Origin of the sequence: Bacillus sp. FSL E2-0195 (assembly GCF_038003645.1) — a bacterium.
Taxonomy (GTDB): Bacteria; Bacillota; Bacilli; order Bacillales; family Bacillaceae_G; genus Bacillus_A; species Bacillus_A mycoides.
Window position 1 is genome coordinate 4,918,740 of record NZ_JBBOPN010000001.1, and the last position, 19,663, is coordinate 4,938,402.

Annotated in this window: 22 protein-coding genes and 1 tRNA gene; 9 read left to right on the plus strand and 14 right to left on the minus strand. The window is 38.8% G+C overall.

The features are described from left to right. Positions 1 to 84 precede the first annotated feature (84 nt). Positions 85 to 1,035: a nucleoside hydrolase gene (locus tag MHH59_RS25585; protein ID WP_002129879.1), complete on the plus strand. Its 951-nt coding sequence runs from the start codon at positions 85 to 87 to the stop codon at positions 1,033 to 1,035. Between the two features lie 50 nt (positions 1,036 to 1,085). Here MHH59_RS25585 and eno read toward each other — a convergent pair whose 3' ends face one another. The 11 genes from eno to MHH59_RS25640 all read right to left on the minus strand — a co-directional run bounded on the left by eno (position 1,086) and on the right by MHH59_RS25640 (position 11,617). Beyond that, positions 1,086 to 2,381 (minus strand): phosphopyruvate hydratase, encoded by a 1,296-nt coding sequence (gene eno / locus MHH59_RS25590; protein WP_002034740.1) that lies wholly within the window; start codon positions 2,379 to 2,381, stop codon positions 1,086 to 1,088. A 30-nt stretch (positions 2,382 to 2,411) separates the two neighbouring features. Continuing rightward, entirely contained in the window at positions 2,412 to 3,941 is a 1,530-nt protein-coding gene (gene gpmI, locus MHH59_RS25595; RefSeq protein WP_002129880.1) for a 2,3-bisphosphoglycerate-independent phosphoglycerate mutase, read from the minus strand. Continuing rightward, positions 3,938 to 4,693 carry a triose-phosphate isomerase gene (gene tpiA / locus MHH59_RS25600; RefSeq protein WP_002016069.1) on the minus strand — a complete coding sequence of 252 codons (756 nt, stop codon included), beginning with the start codon at positions 4,691 to 4,693 and terminating at the stop codon, positions 3,938 to 3,940. Before tpiA ends, gpmI begins: the two co-directional genes overlap by 4 nt. A 32-nt stretch (positions 4,694 to 4,725) precedes the next feature. Beyond that, positions 4,726 to 5,910, minus strand: coding sequence for a phosphoglycerate kinase (locus tag MHH59_RS25605; protein WP_002016070.1), 1,185 nt, complete (start codon positions 5,908 to 5,910; stop codon positions 4,726 to 4,728). A gap of 139 nt (positions 5,911 to 6,049) precedes the next feature. After that, the gene (gene gap / locus MHH59_RS25610) at positions 6,050 to 7,054 is read right to left on the minus strand and encodes a type I glyceraldehyde-3-phosphate dehydrogenase (RefSeq protein WP_002016071.1); all 1,005 of its coding nucleotides are present in this window, start codon (positions 7,052 to 7,054) and stop codon (positions 6,050 to 6,052) included. A 26-nt stretch (positions 7,055 to 7,080) separates the two neighbouring features. Then, complete coding sequence (gene cggR / locus MHH59_RS25615; RefSeq protein WP_002089545.1) at positions 7,081 to 8,109, minus strand: gapA transcriptional regulator CggR; 1,029 nt, start codon at positions 8,107 to 8,109, stop codon at positions 7,081 to 7,083. 135 nt (positions 8,110 to 8,244) lie between these two features. Continuing rightward, positions 8,245 to 8,490, minus strand: a complete 246-nt coding sequence (locus tag MHH59_RS25620) for a glutaredoxin family protein (RefSeq protein ID WP_002089547.1) — start codon at positions 8,488 to 8,490, stop codon at positions 8,245 to 8,247. Between the two features lie 9 nt (positions 8,491 to 8,499). Further along, positions 8,500 to 9,807, minus strand: coding sequence for an RNA polymerase factor sigma-54 (gene rpoN / locus MHH59_RS25625; protein WP_002129881.1), 1,308 nt, complete (start codon positions 9,805 to 9,807; stop codon positions 8,500 to 8,502). 510 nt (positions 9,808 to 10,317) lie between these two features. Next, positions 10,318 to 10,584: a hypothetical protein gene (locus MHH59_RS25630; RefSeq protein ID WP_201057044.1), complete on the minus strand. Its 267-nt coding sequence runs from the start codon at positions 10,582 to 10,584 to the stop codon at positions 10,318 to 10,320. A 400-nt stretch (positions 10,585 to 10,984) separates the two neighbouring features. Beyond that, a tRNA-Arg gene (locus MHH59_RS25635) sits at positions 10,985 to 11,060 on the minus strand. Between the two features lie 356 nt (positions 11,061 to 11,416). Next, positions 11,417 to 11,617 carry a hypothetical protein gene (locus MHH59_RS25640; RefSeq protein ID WP_002129884.1) on the minus strand — a complete coding sequence of 67 codons (201 nt, stop codon included), beginning with the start codon at positions 11,615 to 11,617 and terminating at the stop codon, positions 11,417 to 11,419. A 910-nt stretch (positions 11,618 to 12,527) separates the two neighbouring features. Between MHH59_RS25640 and MHH59_RS25645 the strand changes: the two genes are divergently transcribed. The 8 genes from MHH59_RS25645 (at position 12,528) to clpP (ending at position 17,126) form a co-directional block, all read left to right on the plus strand. Continuing rightward, on the plus strand, positions 12,528 to 12,734 hold the full coding sequence (locus MHH59_RS25645; protein ID WP_000216167.1) for a DUF1657 domain-containing protein: 207 nt from the start codon (positions 12,528 to 12,530) through the stop codon (positions 12,732 to 12,734). Positions 12,735 to 12,840: 106 nt separating this feature from the next. Next, entirely contained in the window at positions 12,841 to 13,329 is a 489-nt protein-coding gene (locus tag MHH59_RS25650; RefSeq protein WP_002167400.1) for a YhcN/YlaJ family sporulation lipoprotein, read from the plus strand. Between the two features lie 28 nt (positions 13,330 to 13,357). Then, entirely contained in the window at positions 13,358 to 13,834 is a 477-nt protein-coding gene (gene spoVAC / locus MHH59_RS25655) for a stage V sporulation protein AC (RefSeq protein WP_002129887.1), read from the plus strand. Next, the gene (gene spoVAD / locus MHH59_RS25660) at positions 13,835 to 14,851 is read left to right on the plus strand and encodes a stage V sporulation protein AD (protein ID WP_000938981.1); all 1,017 of its coding nucleotides are present in this window, start codon (positions 13,835 to 13,837) and stop codon (positions 14,849 to 14,851) included. Next, positions 14,848 to 15,198 (plus strand): stage V sporulation protein AE, encoded by a 351-nt coding sequence (gene spoVAE / locus MHH59_RS25665; RefSeq protein WP_000575919.1) that lies wholly within the window; start codon positions 14,848 to 14,850, stop codon positions 15,196 to 15,198. Before spoVAD ends, spoVAE begins: the two co-directional genes overlap by 4 nt. Before the next feature lie 9 nt (positions 15,199 to 15,207). Beyond that, positions 15,208 to 15,414, plus strand: a complete 207-nt coding sequence (locus MHH59_RS25670) for a DUF1657 domain-containing protein (protein ID WP_002167398.1) — start codon at positions 15,208 to 15,210, stop codon at positions 15,412 to 15,414. A gap of 20 nt (positions 15,415 to 15,434) precedes the next feature. Beyond that, positions 15,435 to 16,304, plus strand: a complete 870-nt coding sequence (locus tag MHH59_RS25675) for a DUF421 domain-containing protein (protein ID WP_002016080.1) — start codon at positions 15,435 to 15,437, stop codon at positions 16,302 to 16,304. 240 nt (positions 16,305 to 16,544) lie between these two features. Then, the gene (clpP, locus tag MHH59_RS25680) at positions 16,545 to 17,126 is read left to right on the plus strand and encodes an ATP-dependent Clp endopeptidase proteolytic subunit ClpP (RefSeq protein ID WP_001049163.1); all 582 of its coding nucleotides are present in this window, start codon (positions 16,545 to 16,547) and stop codon (positions 17,124 to 17,126) included. 269 nt (positions 17,127 to 17,395) lie between these two features. Here the strand turns inward: clpP and MHH59_RS25685 are convergent, their stop codons facing one another. The 3 genes from MHH59_RS25685 to MHH59_RS25695 all read right to left on the minus strand — a co-directional run bounded on the left by MHH59_RS25685 (position 17,396) and on the right by MHH59_RS25695 (position 19,660). Continuing rightward, entirely contained in the window at positions 17,396 to 17,644 is a 249-nt protein-coding gene (locus MHH59_RS25685; protein WP_002016081.1) for an HPr family phosphocarrier protein, read from the minus strand. A 23-nt stretch (positions 17,645 to 17,667) separates the two neighbouring features. After that, positions 17,668 to 18,618, minus strand: a complete 951-nt coding sequence (gene whiA, locus MHH59_RS25690; protein ID WP_002016082.1) for a DNA-binding protein WhiA — start codon at positions 18,616 to 18,618, stop codon at positions 17,668 to 17,670. An 88-nt stretch (positions 18,619 to 18,706) separates the two neighbouring features. After that, positions 18,707 to 19,660: a gluconeogenesis factor YvcK family protein gene (locus MHH59_RS25695; RefSeq protein WP_002016083.1), complete on the minus strand. Its 954-nt coding sequence runs from the start codon at positions 19,658 to 19,660 to the stop codon at positions 18,707 to 18,709. Positions 19,661 to 19,663 lie beyond the last annotated feature (3 nt).

Sequence of the window (19,663 nt, forward strand, 5' to 3'; positions counted from 1 at the left end):
TTTAATAAAACAAAATCCTTCACTCCATTTTTATTCTGCCTTCTCTCTAGCACACATATATATATAAAGATAGGTGGTGAACGTATGTCTAAAAAAATTCTCATTTTTTGTGATCCTGGAATCGACGATGCGATAGCCCTCCTCCTCGCATTCTTTATCGATGAAATTGAAATTGTTGGGATTGTCGCTGATTACGGCAATGTTCCAAAAGAAATGGCCGTACAAAATGCTCATTTTCTTAAACAAAAATCAAGAAATAGAGATATGAAAATATTTGGTGGTTCAGACCGTCCTCTCAATGGAGGTCCACCCGCTTTTTTTACTAATATTCACGGTAAAGAAGGGTTAGGGCCAATCATCCCAAATGAAAAGTTACAAAACGGAGAAATGGAGAATTTTTTTGAAGTTATCCCTCTTATCGAGCAGTATAAAGACGAACTAATCATTGTAAGTTTAGGGCGACTCACTTCCCTAGCTGCTTTATTTATTTTATGTAAAAACTTAATGCAGCAAATTAAATCTTATTATGTAATGGGTGGTTCCTTTCTGCACCCAGGTAATGTAACTCCCGTATCAGAAGCGAATTTTTATGGCGATCCAATCGCGGCTAACATTGTATTACAATCTGCATCCAACATGTACATATACCCGTTAAATGTAACTCAGTATTCCATCGTTACACCTGATATGGCTGAATATATTGAGGCGAAAGGAAAGGCTTCTCTCGTCAAACCTCTATTCGATCATTACTACTATGGATATTACGAAAAAATTTTACCACGATTAAAAGGCTGCCCTTTTCATGACACGATACCGATATTAGCTTTACTTGATAATTCTATGTTTACCTACTACAAATCACCAATTACCGTCATGACCGAGTCTTACGCTCAAGGAGCAAGCATCGGTGATTTCCGCTCTTTAGTAGGATCAAACCCATTCACCAATCGGCCCTCGCAGCAAATTGCTATCGATTTTGATTATAATCTCTTCTTTAAATACTTCATGTCACTTATGACAGACGAACAATTTTAGCAAAAAAAAACAGACCGTGATTTCTCACGGTCTGTCGTTATTTTCTACAATTATCGTTTGATATTGTAGAAAGATTGTAAACCAGCGTAAACAGCGATTTCGCCTAGCTCGTCTTCGATACGTAATAATTGGTTGTACTTAGCAATACGGTCAGTACGGCTCATAGAACCAGTTTTGATTTGGCCAGCGTTAGTTGCAACTGCGATGTCAGCGATTGTAGCATCTTCAGTTTCACCAGAACGGTGAGATACAACTGCTGTGTAACCAGCACGTTTAGCCATTTCGATTGCTTCGAAAGTCTCAGTTAAAGTACCGATTTGGTTAACTTTAATTAAGATTGAGTTAGAGATACCTTTTTCGATACCTTCAGCAAGTTTTTGAGTGTTAGTTACGAATAAATCGTCACCAACTAATTGTACTTTATCACCGATACGCTCAGTTAATAATTTGTGACCATCCCAGTCGTTTTCGTCTAAACCATCTTCAATAGAGATGATTGGGAAGTCTTTGCAAAGCTCTTCGTAGAAATCAACCATTTCTGCAGAAGTTAAGCCAGTACGGCCTTCGCCTGCAAGGTCATATTTACCAGTTTCTTTGTTGTAGAACTCAGAAGAAGCAACGTCCATTCCTAAGAATACGTTCTCGCCAGCTTTGTAACCAGCTTTTTCGATAGCTTCGATGATTACTTCTAATGCTTCACGGTTAGAACCAAGGTTTGGAGCGAATCCACCTTCGTCACCTACTGCAGTGTTAAGACCTTTGTCATGTAATACAGCTTTAAGTGCATGGAATACTTCAGCACCCATACGGATTGATTCTTTGAATGTTGGAGCACCAACTGGTAAGATCATGAACTCTTGGAAGTCAACGTTGTTATCAGCGTGAGAACCACCGTTGATGATGTTCATCATTGGAGTTGGTAATTGTTTTGCATTGAATCCACCAAGGTAACGGTATAATGGAAGACCTACGAAGTCAGCTGCTGCGTGAGCTACTGCCATAGATACACCAAGGATAGCGTTAGCACCTAGTTTACCTTTGTTTGGAGTGCCATCTAATTCGATCATAGCACGGTCGATACCAGCTTGGTCAGTTACGTCGAAACCAACGATTTCTGGAGCGATTGCTTCGTTAACGTTGTTTACTGCGTTAAGAACACCTTTACCAAGGTAACGAGATTTGTCACCGTCACGTAATTCTACTGCTTCGTGCTCACCAGTAGATGCACCACTTGGTACGATAGCGCGTCCGAATGCGCCGCTTTCTGTGTAAACTTCTACTTCTACAGTTGGGTTACCACGAGAGTCAAGGACTTCGCGAGCATAAACATCAATAATTGTTGACATAATAAATTCTCTCCTTTTTATATAAGCAAATTATTTAATAATTGTTTTACCTGTCATTTCTTTCGGTTGTTCCACATTTAAAAGTGTAAGCATTGTTGGGGCGATATCTCCTAAAATACCACCTTCACGAAGCTCTACATCATTTTTTGTAACGATGAAAGGAACCGGGTTAGTTGTATGAGCTGTCATTGGTCCACCTTCAGCAGTTAACTCCTGATCGGCATTACCATGGTCAGCAGTAATAAGTGCTACACCATCTTTTGCAAGAATCGCTTCTACAACTTTTCCTAAACATTCGTCAGTTGCTTCTACTGCTTTAATTGTTGGTTCCATCATCCCAGAATGGCCAACCATATCACAGTTTGCAAAGTTAAGAATGATAACATCATGTTTATCATTTTCAATGTCATTTACTAAAGCGTCCGTTACTTCATAAATGCTCATTTCAGGTTTCAAGTCATACGTTGCAACCTTCGGTGAGTTAATTAAAATACGCTCTTCTCCTGGGAATTCAGCCTCACGACCACCGCTAAAGAAGAATGTAACGTGCGGATACTTTTCAGTTTCCGCGATGCGAAGTTGCTTTAATCCCGCTTGCGCAACAACTTCACCTAATGTGTTATCAAGGTTCATTGGCTTGAATGCCACGTAACCATCTACAGTTTCACTGAAATGTGTCATACAAACGAACTCAGGAATGTGAGGTACTTTTTCACCACGATCGAACTCACGGAAGTCTTCGTTTGTAAATACACGAGCAATTTGAATTGCACGGTCTGGACGGAAGTTATAGAAGATAACTGCATCATCATTATTGATTGTTGCAACTGGCGTGTCATCTTCGTTAACAATTACAGACGGCAATACGAATTCATCATGAATACCATTTGCATAAGAGTCTTCTACACACTCTTCTGCTGATTTATAAGTAGGGCCTTCACCATTCACCATAGCACGGTAACATTTTTCTACGCGATCCCAGCGCTTGTCACGGTCCATGGAGTAATAACGACCAGAGATAGTCGCAAATTGTCCTACTCCTGTTTCTTTAATTACTTCATTTGTTGCATCGATATAACCTTTTGCTGTTTGTGGTCCAACATCGCGGCCATCTAAGAATGCATGGATATATACTTTCTCCACGCCTTCTTTTGCTGCTAAGCGAAGAAGAGCAAACATATGGTTCATGTGACTGTGCACACCACCATCAGAAAGTAAACCGAATAAATGAAGAGCAGTACCTTTTTCTTTCACGCTTTTAATTGCATTTTGGAAAGTTTCGTTCTGATCGAACTCACCTTCACGAATTGCAACGTTTACGCGTGTTAAGCTTTGATATACGATGCGGCCAGCACCGATATTTAAGTGACCAACCTCTGAGTTACCCATTTGACCTGCTGGAAGACCTACTTCCTCACCAGAAGCTGTAAGCGTTGTGTGAGGGAATTTGTTCCAGTAACCATCAAAATTAGGTTTCTTAGCTTGTGCTACAGCATTCCCGTAAGTTTCTTCACGTAGTCCGAAACCATCAAGAATGATTAAAGCTGTTGGCTTTCTCATTTTACCGCCCCCAGAAGACCTAAGAACGAAGCAGGCTCTAAGCTAGCACCGCCAACTAAAGCGCCGTCGATGTCAGATTGTGCCATATACTCTTTAATGTTTTCTGGTTTTACGCTACCGCCGTATTGAATACGAACAGCTTCTGCAGCTTCTGGAGAAACAGCTTCTGCAACAACTTTACGGATGTGCGCACATACTTCATTTGCATCTGCAGAAGAAGAAGATTTACCTGTACCGATAGCCCAGATTGGCTCATAAGCGATAACAGTTACTTTAACTTGCTCTTCTGTTAAACCTGCAAGTGCTTTTGTTACTTGACCTGCTACTAGATCAAATGTTTTTCCGCTTTCGCGCTCTTCTAAAGTCTCACCACAACAAACGATTGGTGTTAAACCATGTTCAAATGCTGCAAGAGTCTTTTTATTTACTGACTCGTCTGTTTCAGCAAACATTTCACGACGCTCAGAGTGGCCAAGTACTACGTAGCCTACTTTTAAGTCGCTAAGTGCTACTGGGCTAATTTCGCCAGTGAATGCACCATTTTTTTCGAAGTGCATGTTTTGTGCACCTACTTGTAAGTCAGTTCCTTCAGCCTTTGCTACTAAGCGCTCTAAGAATAGAGCTGGCGAACAAACTACTGCATCAACAGCTGAAGCTGCTGGGATTTGACCTTTAACTTCCTCTACGAAGCTAACTGCTTCAGATAGAGTTTTATTCATTTTCCAGTTACCTGCGATAATTGGTTTACGCATGCTTTGCACCGTCCTTTTTCTTTGGCTGCTACTTATTTGTCGTTAAGACAAACTACACCTGGAAGTTCTTTACCTTCCATGAATTCTAATGACGCACCGCCGCCAGTAGAAATGTGGCTCATTTTATCAGCCATACCGAATTTTTCAACAGCTGCTGCAGAGTCACCACCGCCGATAACAGAGTATGTATCTTCTGCATCTGCTAATGCTTGCCCTACTGCTTTTGTACCTTCTGCGAATGGAGTCATTTCGAATACACCCATTGGTCCATTCCATACAACAAGCTTAGAGTTTTTAATTACATCTGCATAAATTTCACGTGTTTTAGGACCGATGTCCACGCCTTCCCATGTAGAAGGGATAGAGTCGATACCAACGATTTGAGTTGTTGCAGTTTCAGAGAATTCCTCTGTGATTACAACATCAACTGGCATATAGAAGTTTACGCCTTTTTCTTTTGCAAGTTGCATAAATTCTTTAGCTAGTTCAATTTTGTCGTTTTCACATAGAGATAGACCAATTTCATGACCTAATGCTTTAACGAATGTGTAAGCAAGTCCGCCACCGATGATTAAGTTATCTACTTTGTCTAATAGATGACGAATTACACCGATTTTATCTTTTACTTTCGCACCACCGATGATAGCTGTGAATGGACGTTCTGGGTTAGAAAGTGCTTTACCTAATACATCTAACTCTTTTTCCATTAATAAACCAGATACTGCTGGTAGGTAGTCTGCGATTCCTGCTGTAGAAGCGTGAGCACGGTGAGCTGCACCGAATGCATCGTTTACGAAGATATCAGCAAGAGCTGCAAATTCTTTCGCAAGTTCTGCATCGTTCTTTTCTTCGCCCGCATAGAAACGTACGTTTTCAAGAACTAATACGTCGCCTTCGTTCATTGCTGCAACCATTTCTTGTGCAACTGGTCCGAATGCTTCGTCCGCTTTTTTAACATCTTTACCAAGAAGCTCGCCTAAACGTGCTGCTACTGGAGTAAGACGTAATTCTTCTACTGCTTGACCTTTTGGACGGCCTAAATGACTTGCTAAAATTACTTTCGCACCTTGCTCTATTAAATATTGAATTGTAGGAAGAGCTGCACGGATACGAGTTTCATCTGTAATTTTGCCTTCTTTCATAGGTACGTTGAAATCAACGCGGCAAAATACACGCTTACCTTTTAAATCTACGTCACGAATTGATTTTTTGTTCATTGGATTTCCCTCCGACTACTAGTTAGGATTGACAAAACCCATTCAAAAGCTTAACACATTTGCTTCTAAAACGAAAGAAGAGAGAGAGGGAACAAACCCTCTCCCTCGTTTTGTCATTGATTGCTTATATACTTAAGAATTAAAGACCTTTAGAAGTCATGTATGCAGCTAGGTCTACTACGCGGTTAGAGTAACCAGTTTCGTTATCGTACCAAGAAAGTACTTTAACCATGTTACCTTCCATTACCATTGTAGATAATGCATCGATTGTAGAAGAAGCTGTACATCCGTTATAGTCGATAGATACTAATGGCTCTTCGCTGTATCCAAGGATACCTTTTAATTCGCCTTCAGAAGCTGCTTTGAATGCTGCGTTTACATCTTCAACTGTTACTTCTTTGTCAAGTTCAACAACTAAGTCAACAAGAGAAACGTTAGCAGTTGGAACACGTACAGCGCCGCCGTTTAATTTACCTTTAAGTTCTGGTAATACTAATGCTACAGCTTTAGCAGCACCAGTAGATGTTGGGATCATGTTTTCAGCTGCTGCACGAGCACGACGTAAATCTTTGTGTGGTAAGTCTAAGATTTGTTGGTCGTTAGTGTAAGAGTGAATTGTTGTCATCATTCCGCGTTTTACGCCGAATTTTTCGTTTAATACTTTAGCGAATGGAGCTAGACAGTTTGTAGTACAAGAAGCATTAGATACTACGTTGTGGTTAGCTGCATCGTATTGTTCATGGTTAACACCCATAACTACAGTGATATCTTCGTCAGAAGCTGGAGCTGAGATGATAACTTTCTTAACTGATCCACCTAAGTGTTTCTCAGCGTCTGATTTTTTAGTGAAACGGCCAGTAGATTCTACTACTACTTCTACTCCGTAGTCGCTCCATGGTAATTGAGCTGGGTCACGCTCAGCGATAACTTTAATTTCTTTACCGTTAACAACGATGCTGTTTTCGTTAGCAGATACTTCTGCATTTAAAGTTCCGTGAACTGTATCATATTTTAAAAGGTGAGCTAATGTTTTAGCATCTGTTAAGTCGTTGATTGCTACTACTTCTACCTCAGAGTTGTTAAGAGCTGCGCGGAATACGTTACGTCCGATACGTCCAAATCCATTAATACCAATTTTAGTCATTTAAATTTCCTCCTTGGGGGATTATATTAAAGGGTAATACCCTTTGTTAATTGTTTTGCTGCACCTTCATCTGTAATTAGAATTGAAGTGTGCCCTTGCTTTATTACAGCCTGTATTGCTTTTGCTTTTGAAGAACCTCCAGCGACTGCGACAACGTGAGATACATGTTGTAAATCTTCAAGTTGCATACCAACTGTTCTTACTTTATGAACAACATTTCCTTGTTCATTAAAGTAGTAACCGAAAGCTTCGCCAACTGCTTCGCTTGCCTGAATCTTTAACCAATCTGCTTCTGAAGTATTTCTGCGACGTGCCATTGTTAACGCATCACCAATTCCATGAATGACGATATTGGAAGATCGAATCAACTCAAGAACTTCTTTCACGGAGGGCTCGGTTACAATAGACGCATATGCTTCGCTACTAACGTGATCTGGAACATACAATAAGCGATAATTACTCATCGTATTTTGTGCCATTTTGGCGCAAATGGTATTGGCTTCTAACTCGACACCTTCTCCAATTCCACCACGTGCTGGGACAAATAGCATATGTAAATCTTTGCAATCAAGTTGCATCATGTCCGCAGCAGCAGCTAGCGTAGTTCCTCCAGCCACAGCAACGATATTATTCACTGTCAGACGGTCTTTTATACAAGTCACACAAGCACGGCCCATCTCCAGTTTGACCCAAGGTGATTCATCACTATCACCAGGGACAACGAAAACTTCATCCAAGTCTAATGTTTCCTTAAGTTGTTTTTCTAAAACCTTTAACCCGGAAATTTCTTTCATAAAGTCTTCCAAAGCAAGAACTAAAGCTGTTCCTTCTTCTGTCAAAGTCATTCCAGAAGAAGCGACGTGAACTAAGTTTTGTTCTTTCAAAACTTGAACTTCACTTCGCAATACTCGTTCTGTCATACCGAGACTTGCAGATAAGTTTCTTCTTCCAATCGGCTGCATAAGCCTAATGTACTGAAGCACTTGCATTCTCGTTTGCATAACAGGTAGCAGATCAGGTAATAATTTTTTTGTGTTCTGAATCCATGAGCGCATATCTTTTCTCCTCACTACATCGGTTCATTTCCCTTCGTGGTCATTTTATGTCCCGTAGTGACATTTTGTGTCCCACTTAGGTTAAAAAAATAATCCCTGCTACGTGTATTATTGTAACAGGAGACAGAAACTTATTCAACTCTTAACTGCATTGTTTATATAGTTTATTATGACACCTTTGTGAATGTTACCATATTCTACTTGTCTTCCGCCTATTTCTACAACAGGAATCATTAGATGGTATTTCTCTAAAAGGTCATTATCTTCATATATATCTATTTCCTCAATTTGAAAAGAATATTCATATTGTACTTCTTTTAAAACTTGTTTCGCCTTCACGCAAAGACCACAATCTTTTTTTGTATATAGTACAACCTTCATCTTCTTCACCTATCCAATTGTTTTTCTTAGAGACGAAGCAGGAATATGCATTTGTTCTCTATACTTCGCAACCGTTCTTCGAGAAATAACGATTTCATGCTCTTCTTCTAATAATTTTGAAATCTTTTGATCCGAAAGTGGCTTTTTCTTATTTTCTGCTCCAACAAGCGTTTGAATGAATTGTTTCACACGCTTTGTAGAAACCGCCTCATCTTCCGTCGTAGAAATAGAATTACTAAAGAATGATTTCATCTCAAATAAACCGTACGGCGTTTGCACATATTTATTACGCGTTGCACGACTAATTGTAGACTCATGCACACCTAACTCTTCCGCCACCTCTTTTAATGCAAGTGGTTTTAAATACTCTGGACCTCCCCAGAAGAAATCATGCTGTTTTTCCATAATAATATTCATCACTTGTAAGAGTGTTTGTTTTCTCTGTTTCAAACTGCGCATAATCCATTGCACATGCTGATACTTCTCCGATACGTAAGAAGCCACTTCACTTTCACTATTATTTAGTAACGCACTATACTCAGAGTGAATTTCAATTCTTGGCATATTTCTCTCATTCATCTGTAAAACGAGATGATCGCCATCTTTTTTTACCGCCATATCAGGCACAATATAAAGTGGTTTATCAGAAGAAAATGCAAGACCTGGTTTCGGCTGCAATGATGTAATACAGTTCACCGCATCCTGTAATTCCTCGTTGGTACACTTCAACACTTGAACGAGCTTTCGCCAATCTTTCTTAACGAAATAATTAAAATGATCATCTATAATTTCTTCCGCTAACCCATTTCTTCTTTGTAAGCGCTTCAATTGGATTGATAGACATTCCTGAATATTACGCGCACCTACCCCTGCTGGCTCTAACGATTGAACAAGCTCCACGGAACAGTCCACTACATCAATTGGCGCAGAAAGAAGCTCTGATAACTCTTCATTTGTTTCTTGTAAATAACCATTTCCATCCATGTTCATAATAATGAAAGAAGCTGCTTTTCGCTCTTCTTCATCTATTTTATAATACTGTAGTTGATTTAATAAATGTTGCTGAATCGTTGTAGAATCCACACTGTAGATTTCCATTTGATTCTCGACTTGTTTGCGGGTACTTTTACTTGTGTTAGAGCTCTTTTTCTTCTCCCTCTCAAAACCACCTAACTCAATAAGGGGATTCTCTAACGATTGCTCATACAAAAACTCCGATAATTCTTGTACATTATACTGGAGCATTGTAATCGCTTGCCTTAACTCTTGTGTCATTGCCAAACGTAAGCTTTGTTCTTGTAAAAGACTTGCCTTCAAACTAATCTCCCCCTTGTTTCTATTGTACAATAAGTTTGGTAAAAGGAGAATCCTATCGCAGACACCCATTCCAAAATATTATTAATTTATATGTATTAATGAGATTTACATCTTACAACCTAAATTTGAATAATATTGAAAGAAAATAATAACGCATAAAAGTTATTACCACATACTAATAGTAAATCTTATTATCAGATATAACAAGTGATAATAAAAAAAGGTCTGAACTTATACTTGTAAGTTCAGACCTTTTTTACAATGGCGAGTACATATCGAATATTACACGTTTCTTCACCATTGTCGCATTTTCATTTGATAGATTAATTCCGTTCGTATCCTCTACGAGTACCACACGCACCAAATTCACAGCGTTGCGATTTGCTATAAAGATACTTTCTTGTTTATCTGCTTTGTGTAATTTTCGAATTGTGACTTGGATTACCTCTGAGTTATTTTTCCAGGGTCTATTCTTACAAGTGAACAACATTTATGACATGTACTTTTTACTTAACTGTAATAAATACCTAGCGATGCCGTTATCTTATAAACTTCATTGAAATTTTCATCTTCCATGAAGCCCTCCATGATTTCAGGTATTCCTTTTGCATACGCAACTAACATTTCGAATGCATCATCTTTCGTTATCTTGTGACGAGTCACACTACTGTTATGATGTTCCATCGTTACATAATAGACCTTTTCTCCGCACTCCTCTTCTTCAATACATGTAAGAAACGATTTTATTTCAAATAGCTTGCGAGAACCTTTTTTCATTCTTCTTCTCCTTCATAACGGTCAAGAAAGTCCGATAATGCCAACGAAAGATGATCACTTTTATTAAACTTCAGCTTACTGGCAAAGACGGCTAGCCTGTCCCTATTGCTTTGTGAATCACTACTATCTTACGTTTCATATCTTCGTTCAGCAACTTAACAATACGCTTGTGCAATATATCTCGTTACAATTTCTTTTAGTACTAAAATCTGTTCTGATTTGAATTGCATTTCACTCTTTAATTCTTTTCATAACGAAAAACCCCCTATACACGATTATTTCTAATCACATACAAGGGGTTTCTTTAGATTTACTATTAATTTTCAACACGTTCTTCACGCTATTATGTGCTATTTACTCAATACTTTTAAATAGAACACATCACAACAACAATACATAACGCGCCCAGAGGGATTCGAACCCCCGGCAGACGTGGTACCGGAAACCACCGCTCTATCCGACTGAGCTATGGGCGCATGATTATTACGATAATATCAACGGTTTGCCTCCGTCTTCTTCCGACTTGTTCTTACCGAAAGTTAAACGTAGGATACGAACACCAACACGTAGACGTTCGCTTCTTTACATATGGATATTATATCCTGACGCTAACCTAATACGCAAGCATAAAAACCTCTTCTACACTAGCTTTAGCGCGCAGTTTTCCTTCTTTCGTTCCCCCTTAATCTACTTAAATCGAAATAGAACGCATATAGGCTCATACTTCATCATATTAAATCTAATCGTCTAGAATTGCATCTCTCGGCATCGCACTTTTCGCATATAGTCTATAAAAAAAAGACAGGCGAAGTGATGCCCGCCCATCTCCGCACTATTTTATATATTTTGATCGCAGGCTAAATATATCTTCCCCTTCACGAATGCCTGCCGATCCCTTCCTCACATTTTTTACGACAGTCCAATTCGGGTTAGTTTCATCACCGATGTTCTGTACTGTAAAGTTGCCGTCACCATATTCTCGGTGACCTTCTGCCAATTTCTCCGTTAAATCATTCTCTTTTGATCTCACCATCTTTGCGCCATCTCCCTTTTTATACAACCCTCTTAAACTGTCCAACCGATCACACGTTCAGTCAATTGGAGATCCTCGTTTTCCGCTTCGATTAATTTTAACACACTGTCGGGGGTAAGTTCCGATAACGGCTGCCCAATCGCATTAGAAACGTTATTTTCTTTGATAATAGAAACTCGGCGAGGATTGGGTAAAAGACAATTCGCTGGGCTGCGTCAGGACTTCGCGAGAGATCAACCCCCTGATTCAAAAATCACAAATACTATCTCTAAGGGACTCCTGCGACGGCTCAGCGGGGTGGCTTGGAGGGTTCGGAAAATTTTCGTTTGGGTTGGCTTGTGGTGAATAGCGTATTCATTTTGATGAATGACGAATACAACATAAATGACTTTTGTTACTTTCGACTTTCTCTTCTAAACGTTGATTTAAAAGAATTCGCAAGACTTTCGATGAACAAAACAATTCGTAAATGTTTTATGCATTAAAAGAAACGTTGATTTAATAACGTTCTTCTTTCGTGAATGACTTCGATTGAACGAATAAGATAATGAAGATATTATTTTTTTAAAACTGAACACATCCTTTTTTTTACTATACAAGAAAATTTTATTTTAAATTAAAAATAACTACAAGAATAGAAATATATATTTTATTGATATGTTTTTTGTGAATAATTAGAAATTTAACCTCGTGTAATTTTCAGTTACTTTTTAATCTTCAACAGGTAACATACCTACATCATGAATTACATATTATCCTCTTCCATCTTATAAAGCACCACTATAACACAGAATCCATTGACGCTTGAATCAAAGCTTTAACTTCAAAAACCTAAATTTTCCAATCATAAATTCACCCCAACTCACAAATTATAATCTTTGAATTGATATTCCAAAGGGGGCTTCATTCAATGACTGTAATTACAAAACTAAAGCAAACTGTTTCTGGATTAAAAAGTGCACAAGCTAGCTTAGAGGGATTCGCTCTTGATACGGATAACCAACAAGCAAAGCAACTTTTCCAAACAGCTGCGCAGCAAACACAAACAATTATCGATTCTTTAAACCCGCGTGTTGAAGAAGTCCAGCAAGAAGAACCACAATACACACAGCAATAACCAAAGGTGCCATTGTATCTAATGGTACACAATTTGAGAAAAAGGGTGATATGCAATCATCCTTTTTTCTCAAATTACATAATGCAATAGAAATGGAATGATTATAATGCGAAAACTTGGAATCATAACCGCGTTATTTATGCTCCTATTCGGTTCACTTACCGGATGTGATAATAGCCCGTTAGATAAAAAAGTAAAGAAAGAAGAAGCTAAGCGGGCAGATGAGAAAAAGGGCCCTAAATTAACAAAAATGAGTACAGAATCCTTTAATCAATCTATATCGCAAGACGCTAAGAAAAAAGCTCTTGCTATGGAGGGAATTATAGAAGCTACCGCAGTTAATACAAATTTAGATCTTTACATAGCCGTTAAACCTGAACATCACGAAAGATTTGGTTTAAAACCTTTACGAAGTAAATTAAAAAAGAAGCTAAGTGATGAAAACCCTACTTTCGATATTCGTGTAAGTACAGACAAAAAGATTTTTATGCTCATAGAAGAACTTGAAAACAAAATTAAGAAAAAGAAAGTGAGTAAGGATGACATTAAAGAACAGTTAAAACTCATTCAATCAGAAATGGGATCTAATATTTAAGCTTTCTAAAAGAGAAGGAAGGATTCAAATGTCTAGTAAAGATAAAAATTTAACACCTGTGCAACAAGAATATAAAAAATTCGAACAACAGCGCGAACCGAAGCGCCCCGTTTTAAAAAATTGTATGAAAGCTTTTTTCGTCGGGGGATTAATTTGTCTAATAGGCCAACTGATTTCCACCTTTTATATTACGTACTTTGATTTCACTGAAAGATCTGCCGGGAACCCTACCGTTGCAACTCTTATTTTTATCTCCATGCTACTGACGGGATTTGGCGTCTACGATCGCCTCGGACAATTTGCTGGTGCTGGTACCGCAGTTCCCGTTACTGGATTTGGTAACTCTGTTATTGCCGCATGTATTGAACACCGTACAGAAGGGTTCGTTCTCGGCGTTGGTGGTAACATGTTTAAACTAGCAGGATCGGTCATCTTATTTGGCGTATTTTCAGCTTTTGTCATCGCTCTTATTAAAACGATTCTCTTTCAATGGGGAGGGCTGTAAATGTTACAAGGACACCGAACATGGGTATTCGAAAACAAACCAGTTATCATCTCAACAGGTGTAGTCGGTGGCCCATTTGAGGCAAATGGAAAAATTCCTGAAGACTTCGATACCCTGCATGAAGATTTATGGCTCGGACAAGATTCTTACGAAAAGGCGCATAAAATTTTATTTGAAGAAGCTTGTAGCCGCGCTACCGAAAAGGCAAAGCTCCGTAAAGACGATATTCAATTCGTACTCGCAGGGGATTTAATAAACCAAATAACTCCAACGAGCTTTGCATGTCGCACACTCGGAACACCTTATCTCGGTTTATTCGGCGCCTGTTCTACCTCTATGGAAGGCTTAGCACTCGGCGCAAGTATCGTAAATGCAAAAGGCGCAAAGTATTTATTAACTGGGGCATCAAGCCATAACGCTGCGGTAGAAAAACAATTCCGCTATCCAACTGAATATGGTGGTCAAAAACCTCCTACGGCTCAGTGGACAGTGACCGGTGCAGGCGCGGCTATTTTAAGCGACACTGGATATGGTCCACAAGTAACATCGGCCACCATTGGACGAGTTATTGATATGGGACTAACAGATCCTTTTAATATGGGTGGTGCGATGGCCCCAGCTGCTGTCGATACGATTGAAGCTCATTTACGCGAACGACAAATTGATGCCTCTTATTACGACTTAATCGTAACAGGTGACCTTGGACATGTCGGTCGCGAAATCGCTTACGACCTACTACATAAACACGGAACAAAGGTAAAGAGCGAGCAATTTCAAGATTGCGGAATCATCATTTATAGAGAAGGTCAACCTGTCATAGCTGGTGGAAGTGGTCCAGGCTGTTCAGCAACAGTCGTATACGGACATTTATTAAACCGAATGAAAAGAGGAGAATTCAAAAAAATACTTGTCGTTGCGACAGGCGCTTTACTATCTCCACTTACATTCCAACAAGAAGAAACGATTCCGTGTATCGCTCACGCTGTTTCGATTGAATTTGGAGGTGCAACGCAATGATTTTTTTCTGGGCTTTCGTCATTGGTGGACTCATATGCGTAATCGGACAGCTTATGTTTGATGTCGGCAAACTAACCCCCGCTCATACGATGGCAACACTCGTTGTTGCTGGAGCTATATTAGATGGATTCAATCTGTATGAACCATTAATCGACTTTGCAGGCGCTGGGGCAACTGTACCTATTACAAGTTTCGGTAATGCCCTCGTTCATGGCGCGATGGAGGAAGCAGCCAAACATGGCATCGTCGGCGTTATTACCGGCATGTTTAAAGTAACGAGTGCTGGTGTATCAGCTGCCATTATTTTCGGCTTCATTGGAGCATTGCTATTCAAACCGAAAGGATAAGGTGTTCGTATGACAGTTATCGCTAGCGTTAAAACCTGCCTTGCCAGTGTAAGGGGCGCTCAAGCAAGTTTAAGCTCCCTTTCACTAAATTCACAGGACGCGGAATCAAAACGTGTATTTCATGAATGTATGTTAGAAATGGACAGCATCATCGCTGATTTACAGAATAGGGTTTCAGTATTAGAACGTGAAGAACCTCAATATAAAGGGTTTTAAGTAGACTGGAGGAAATGACTATGTCTCACCTGCCGGAATGGACACTTGTCATTCTTCGCTCTGTATTCATATTAATTATTTTATTCGCTATTACGAAATGGTTAGGAAAAAGACAAATCTCTCAGCTCTCCTTTTTTGAATACATAGCCGGAATGACAATCGGTGACATCGCTGCCCAAGTATCTACAGGGCTTGATTCAAAATTTTTCCACGGCGTCTTTGCGATACTCATTTTCGCTGTGGTACCTTTTTTCACTGGAATCCTCTCTTTAAAGAACAAAACAGCTCGAGATTTTTTTGAAGGAAAATCTACCGTATTAATAAAAGACGGCAAAATACTTGAAGATAATTTAAAGAAAGAAAAGTATACAAGTGATGAATTACTTGAGCTTCTCAGAGGAAAAAATGCGTTCAGCGTAGCTGATGTTGAATTTGCTGTACTAGAACCGAGCGGTGAATTAAATGTATTATTAAAGAAAGATCGCCAACCACTTACAGCAAAAGATATCAGCCTAAAAGTGCCAAACGAAAAAGAACCGCAAACTGTTATTATGGATGGAAATGTACTAGATGAACCTCTTTCTGCTAGCGGACATAATCGCGCTTGGTTACATTCTGAGCTAGAAAAACTCGGTGTTGTCATTGAAAATGTCTTTCTTGGTCAAGTTGATTCATACGGACAACTTACTATCGACATCTATAATGATAAACTCCAAATGCCTTCTCCTCAAAACAAGCCTTTATTATTAGCATCCTTAAAGAAATGCAATGCTGATCTTGAATTATTCTCTTTAGAAACGAAATCAAAATCAGCGAGTGATATGTATAGTAAAAACGCAAAACAAATCGAGAAAATCTTAAATAAAGTAACCTATCTGTTAAAAGAATAAAAAATGAAAGAACGCTTCTATACAAAAGGCGTTCTTTTGCCTTTTCCACACCATTAATCACGTTTAAATTTATGTAATTCGGTTATGATGTTGAAGATACATAAGCAGGGAATTTTAAAAACATAGCGAATAAATCATGATACAACTACATATTTTTTGATTTAAAGTGGTTTCGTTTGACCTTCATTGACCATAATTGTATTATAAGACTAAGAAAGCTTTTAAAGGAGGAAATAACAGATGAATTTAATTCCTACAGTAATTGAACAAACAAATCGTGGAGAACGCGCTTACGATATTTACTCTCGACTATTAAAGGATCGCATCATTATGCTTGGTAGCGCAATTGATGACAATGTAGCAAACTCAATCGTTTCCCAGCTTTTATTCTTGGAATCTCAAGATCCAGAAAAAGATATTCACATTTACATCAACAGCCCTGGTGGTTCTATCACAGCTGGTATGGCAATTTACGATACAATGCAGTTTATTAAACCACAAGTATCAACAATCTGTATCGGTATGGCTGCATCTATGGGTGCATTCTTACTTGCAGCAGGTGAAAAAGGAAAACGTTACGCACTTCCAAACAGTGAAGTTATGATTCACCAACCACTTGGCGGAGCACAAGGTCAAGCGACTGAAATCGAAATCGCTGCAAAACGTATCCTATTCTTACGTGAAAAATTAAACCAAATTCTTGCTGACCGCACAGGTCAACCACTTGAAGTTCTACAACGCGACACAGACCGCGACAACTTCATGACAGCAGAAAGAGCTCTAGAATACGGCTTAATCGATAAGATCTTTACAAATCGTTAATACTTAAAAGCGGAAGCGCCCTATTACAGGGCGCTTTTTTTATTATGTACAAGGGTATCACATACCCAACCTAGTATCTAATCCAATATATCGGTGATTTTTCAATTATATCGAACACAACTCAAATTATATCGGCGTTTCGACACAACTTATCGACTTACCGACAAGTGCGAACCAGCTATATACCCACCGACCATTCGTTACCACACCAACCACGCACCCCACAAACAGAAAAATAAAAAAAGCTATCGCACATTCGCGATAACCCTTTATTGTACATATGCAGTTAATGCTTCCAAAGCCTCTTCTGCATCTGAACCTTCTGTTGTGATTGTAATCATGCTACCAGTTCCGATTGCTAAGCTCATAATCCCCATTATGCTCTTTGCATTCACTGTCTTTCCATCTTTCTCGATGAAGATATCCGCATGAAAGCGATTTGCCTCTTGTACAAACAACGCAGCCGGACGTGCTTGTAAGCCGTTTTTTAATGCCACTTTAACCAGTTTTTGAACCACAGCTCCATTTCCCCTTTAACCTTTTATTTTTTTGCTACTGTTTCCCCCGCGCGTAATTTCTCTGCAATTTCATCGATTTTACGCAAACGATGATTAATACCCGATTTACTAATTTTCCCCCCGGATACCATCTCACCTAACTCTTTCAATGTTACATCTTGATAATCTCTTCGTAACTGTGCAATTTCTCTTAATTTATCTGGCAAAATATCAAGCCCAACCGTCTCATCAATATAGCGGATGTTCTCAATTTGCCTTAGCGCTGCACCAATTGTTTTATTTAAATTAGCTGTTTCGCAGTTAACTAAACGATTTACTGAATTACGCATATCGCGAACAATTCGAATATCTTCAAATCTTAAAAGTGCATTATGAGCACCTATAATATTTAAAAACTCTGTAATTTTTTCAGCTTCTTTCAAATACGTAATGTACCCTTTTCTTCTTTCCAACGTCTTACTATTTAAATCAAATCCGTTCATCAGTTCACATATAGAATCATTATGTTCCTTATATAACGAAAAGATCTCTAAATGATAAGATGATGTTTCTGGGTTATTTACTGAACCACCTGCTAAAAATGCACCGCGTAAATACGATCGTTTACAACATTTCTTCTCGATTAATTCCTGTGATATATTTCGAATAAACGAAAAGTCATCTCGAACAATGTGAAGATCTGCTAATATTTCGCGAGACTTCTCAACAAGCCGCACGATATATACATTATTTTTCTTCAATCGCATTTTTTTACGAACAAGTAATTCTACCGTCACATCATATCCTTTTTTCAAAAGCGTATAAATCCTTCTTGCAATTGCTGCATTTTCCGTTTGAATATCGATAGATAGGCGACGGTTTGAAAAAGAAAGCGATCCGTTCATTCGAAGCAACGCCGATAATTCTGATTTCTCGCAGCATTCCTTCATTTCAAGGTTGGTCAACTCTTTCTTTGTTTCTGATGCAAATGACACAGTCAACACCTCCTTATACTATTACTTTGGAACAAAAATCTTGTCCTATATGAATGAGGAGCGTTACCTCAAATGAGGCAACGCACATTTATAACAATGAATATAAAATAGAAGCTAACTTTAATGTATCATGTCTTACAACACGATCATCATATTTCGCTAATCTATCTTGAATAATTTCGATATTATGTTCAGCAAAACGATTTGTATCCAGTGCAACTGGTTCCGACATCTCTTCCTCATATAACTTACGTAATTCACGAGGAATATCACGATTATTTACAATCGCAGTGTCGATAAATGGTTTACCTAAATGATCATGTAACGCCTGCACATGATCAAATGCAGTATAACCCTTCGTTTCGCCCGCTTGCGTCATAACATTACATACATATACCTTCTTCGCTTTTGCAGCAAGAACAGCGTCTCCAATTTTGTTAACAACTAAATTCGGTAATATACTTGTGTACAGACTTCCTGGACCGAAAACAAGCAAATCAGCTCGTTTAATTTCCGTCAACGTTTCACATAACGGTTCTACATCTTCTGGAGTTAAAAAGACACGATTAATCTTCTTCCCGAAATGAGGAATCTTTGATTCACCTGTTACAATTTCTCCATCTTCTAATTCTGCATGAAGTACCGCACTTTGATTCGCTGCTGGTAATACACGTCCTCTGACATTTAATACTTTACTCGTTTCCGTAATCGCGTGGTAAAAGTCTCCTGTAATCGAAGTCATACCTGCCAATAGTAAATTTCCTAACGCATGCCCTTTCAGTCCGTCTCCAGTTGTAAAACGGTGCTGAAATAAAGCCTCCACTAATGGTTCTACATCCGATAACGCAACAAGTACGTTACGAATATCACCTGGAGGTGGAATTTCTAGCTCATCACGTAGTCTACCTGAACTGCCTCCATCGTCGGCTACTGTTACAACTGCTGTAATATCAACAGGATATTGTTTTAATCCCCTTAATAAAACAGAAAGTCCAGTTCCACCTCCCATGATAACAATTTTAGGTTTTCTCTCTTTTTTCATCCC

Coding starts and splice junctions, on each gene's coding strand:
- MHH59_RS25585 (WP_002129879.1), top strand. CDS start 85: ATGTCTAAAAAAATTCTCATTTTTTGTGATCCTGGAATCGACGATGCG.
- eno (WP_002034740.1), bottom strand. CDS start 2,381: ATGTCAACAATTATTGATGTTTATGCTCGCGAAGTCCTTGACTCTCGT.
- gpmI (WP_002129880.1), bottom strand. CDS start 3,941: ATGAGAAAGCCAACAGCTTTAATCATTCTTGATGGTTTCGGACTACGT.
- tpiA (WP_002016069.1), bottom strand. CDS start 4,693: ATGCGTAAACCAATTATCGCAGGTAACTGGAAAATGAATAAAACTCTA.
- MHH59_RS25605 (WP_002016070.1), bottom strand. CDS start 5,910: ATGAACAAAAAATCAATTCGTGACGTAGATTTAAAAGGTAAGCGTGTA.
- gap (WP_002016071.1), bottom strand. CDS start 7,054: ATGACTAAAATTGGTATTAATGGATTTGGACGTATCGGACGTAACGTA.
- cggR (WP_002089545.1), bottom strand. CDS start 8,109: ATGCGCTCATGGATTCAGAACACAAAAAAATTATTACCTGATCTGCTA.
- MHH59_RS25620 (WP_002089547.1), bottom strand. CDS start 8,490: ATGAAGGTTGTACTATATACAAAAAAAGATTGTGGTCTTTGCGTGAAG.
- MHH59_RS25630 (WP_201057044.1), bottom strand. CDS start 10,584: ATGAAAAAAGGTTCTCGCAAGCTATTTGAAATAAAATCGTTTCTTACA.
- MHH59_RS25640 (WP_002129884.1), bottom strand. CDS start 11,617: ATGGTGAGATCAAAAGAGAATGATTTAACGGAGAAATTGGCAGAAGGT.
- MHH59_RS25645 (WP_000216167.1), top strand. CDS start 12,528: ATGACTGTAATTACAAAACTAAAGCAAACTGTTTCTGGATTAAAAAGT.
- MHH59_RS25650 (WP_002167400.1), top strand. CDS start 12,841: ATGCGAAAACTTGGAATCATAACCGCGTTATTTATGCTCCTATTCGGT.
- spoVAC (WP_002129887.1), top strand. CDS start 13,358: ATGTCTAGTAAAGATAAAAATTTAACACCTGTGCAACAAGAATATAAA.
- spoVAD (WP_000938981.1), top strand. CDS start 13,835: ATGTTACAAGGACACCGAACATGGGTATTCGAAAACAAACCAGTTATC.
- spoVAE (WP_000575919.1), top strand. CDS start 14,848: ATGATTTTTTTCTGGGCTTTCGTCATTGGTGGACTCATATGCGTAATC.
- MHH59_RS25670 (WP_002167398.1), top strand. CDS start 15,208: ATGACAGTTATCGCTAGCGTTAAAACCTGCCTTGCCAGTGTAAGGGGC.
- MHH59_RS25675 (WP_002016080.1), top strand. CDS start 15,435: ATGTCTCACCTGCCGGAATGGACACTTGTCATTCTTCGCTCTGTATTC.
- clpP (WP_001049163.1), top strand. CDS start 16,545: ATGAATTTAATTCCTACAGTAATTGAACAAACAAATCGTGGAGAACGC.
- MHH59_RS25695 (WP_002016083.1), bottom strand. CDS start 19,660: ATGAAAAAAGAGAGAAAACCTAAAATTGTTATCATGGGAGGTGGAACT.